The sequence below is a fragment of the Novosphingobium sp. GW835-FHT14H07 genome, assembly GCF_058793515.1.
Genome location: NZ_JBXAFX010000074.1, coordinates 1 through 1,971, shown reverse-complemented (window position 1 = coordinate 1,971; position 1,971 = coordinate 1). Strand labels below are relative to the sequence as shown.

Here is a 1,971-nt window from a genome sequence, read left to right as displayed (position 1 = left end):
TCACCTGCGCGCGATCAAATCGGAACGCTGCGCGGCATCAGATCGGAATACATGCGCGCCATCGTCGGAATCCGCACGGCTATGACAGCGGTTCGTTCAAGTGCAAGTTCGAACGGGGCCGGGTCGTCGACCTCGACTACAGCGGCATTCGCGGCCTCTGAAGCATGATAAGGCAGGCGGTTCAGGCATCGGAAAGCCTGGGCCGCCTAGCCTTGCAAGAATGACGGGCACCGACTGCTGGCCCATGGATCGGGGCAGGCTGTCGGTTGTGAAGGGATGATCATGGTGGGACGTTTTTCCAGGATTGCGATGGCGCTGGCTGCGCTGGCGACGACCGCACTGCCGGTTGCTGCCGAGGCGCATGGACGCTGGGATCGCGGCGGCTGGGGCGGGCGCGGATGGCACCGCGATCGCGGCGGCGTCGACGGCGGCGATGTGCTGGCCGGGCTGCTGATCATCGGCGGCATTGCGGCAATCGCGACCGCTGCGAGCAAGGCCGAGAAGAAGCGCAATTCCGGGGAGGATGATGGCTATCGCTATCGCCCCGAAGAGGATCGGCGCAACGACCCGCGAGACGTTCAGCGAGATGGGCAGCCCGATGACTGGCGGGACGACAGCCGGGCAGGCGTCGGTTCGCGCGGGTTGAACGACGCGGTCGATACCTGCGTCACCGAAGCCGAGCGGAAGGGCGAGGTGGACGAGGTCTACGACGCCACGCGCAATGGCGATGGCTATCGGGTGTCGGGCACGCTTCGCAATGGTGACAGCTTCTCCTGCGACGTGAGCCGCGAAGGCGGCGTGCTGCTCGACATTCGCCGCGGGCGGATCTGACTCCGCGCTGCCTGAGCCCCAGTGTTTCTTTTCGTGATGCCTTGCAGGGAACGCGCTCGCTGATTATCGGCTGGAGAAACCCTTTTACGAAGGATATCCGGCCGATGACCACGTTCGACGATCGCGAGAAGGCTTTTGAGGCCAAGTTCGCCCGTGACGAGGAAATGATGTTCCGCGTCCACGCCCGCCGCAACCGTCTGCTGGGCACCTGGGCGGCCGAGCGCATGGGCCTCGATGCGGCCGAAACCGAGGCTTATGCCAAGTCGGTCGTGCAGGCCGATTTCGAGGAAGCCGGTGACGAGGACGTAATCCGCAAGCTGCTGGGTGATCTGGTTTCGGCCGGCATCGAAACCGACGAAGCGGAAATCCGCGCGGCGATGGAAGCCAAGCAGGTCGACGCCCGCCGCCAGCTGATGGGCGAAGCCTGATGGCAATGCCTGCGGCCGAGATCGAGGCGATGATCCGTGCGGCTTTGCCGGACGCCGAGGTCGAGATCACGGACCTTGCGGGCGACGGCGATCACTATGCCGCCCGTGTCACGTCTGCCGCCTTTGCCGGCCTGAGCCGTGTCAAGCAGCACAAGCTGGTATATGATGCGCTTGGCGGGCGCATGGGCGGCGAGCTCCATGCCTTGCAACTGACCACTGCCGTTCCCAACTGAGGACGGAAAGGAAACTCATCCACCATGTCGACCGAGCAGCGCATCTCCGAAATCGTCAACGGCAACGACGTCGTCCTGTTCATGAAGGGAACGCCGCTGTTCCCGCAGTGCGGCTTTTCCAGCAAGGCCATTGCCATCCTCGAGCATCTGGGCGTCGAATACGCCTCGGTTGACGTGCTGCAGGACATGGAAATCCGCAGCGGCATCAAATCCTACTCTGACTGGCCGACGATCCCGCAGCTCTACGTCAAGGGCGAGTTCGTGGGCGGATCGGACATCATGATGGAGATGTTCCAGGCTGGCGAATTGCAGCAGCTGATGGAAGATTCGGGCGTCAAGGCCGCCTGATCCACCAAGAGTTCAGCATTTCATGAGGCGCGGTCGGCAATGCCGGTCGCGTCTTTATGGGATGGCCCGCCCCTTTTCCCCGGCATCGGATATGATGCTGGTGCTTGAAGAGGAAAGGAGCGGACCGATGT

4 protein-coding genes are annotated in these 1,971 nt (G+C 63.3%); all 4 read left to right on the top strand.

Annotated features, from left to right (window positions below):
* Window positions 1-285 precede the first annotated feature (285 nt).
* The 4 genes from AC1Q5P_RS21840 to grxD all read left to right on the top strand — a co-directional run bounded on the left by AC1Q5P_RS21840 (window position 286) and on the right by grxD (window position 1,840).
* Window positions 286-831 (top strand): hypothetical protein, encoded by a 546-nt coding sequence (locus AC1Q5P_RS21840; RefSeq protein WP_492520018.1) that lies wholly within the window; start codon window positions 286-288, stop codon window positions 829-831.
* A 104-nt stretch (window positions 832-935) separates the two neighbouring features.
* On the top strand, window positions 936-1,259 hold the full coding sequence (locus AC1Q5P_RS21835) for a DUF1476 domain-containing protein (RefSeq protein ID WP_039335200.1): 324 nt from the start codon (window positions 936-938) through the stop codon (window positions 1,257-1,259).
* Window positions 1,259-1,492, top strand: a complete 234-nt coding sequence (locus AC1Q5P_RS21830) for a BolA family protein (RefSeq protein WP_039335197.1) — start codon at window positions 1,259-1,261, stop codon at window positions 1,490-1,492. Before AC1Q5P_RS21835 ends, AC1Q5P_RS21830 begins: the two co-directional genes overlap by 1 nt.
* 24 nt (window positions 1,493-1,516) lie before the next feature.
* Complete coding sequence (gene grxD / locus AC1Q5P_RS21825) at window positions 1,517-1,840, top strand: Grx4 family monothiol glutaredoxin (protein WP_039335195.1); 324 nt, start codon at window positions 1,517-1,519, stop codon at window positions 1,838-1,840.
* Window positions 1,841-1,971: the final 131 nt, after the last annotated feature.

Coding starts and splice junctions, on each gene's coding strand:
- AC1Q5P_RS21835 (WP_039335200.1), top strand. CDS start 936: ATGACCACGTTCGACGATCGCGAGAAGGCTTTTGAGGCCAAGTTCGCC.
- AC1Q5P_RS21830 (WP_039335197.1), top strand. CDS start 1,259: ATGGCAATGCCTGCGGCCGAGATCGAGGCGATGATCCGTGCGGCTTTG.
- grxD (WP_039335195.1), top strand. CDS start 1,517: ATGTCGACCGAGCAGCGCATCTCCGAAATCGTCAACGGCAACGACGTC.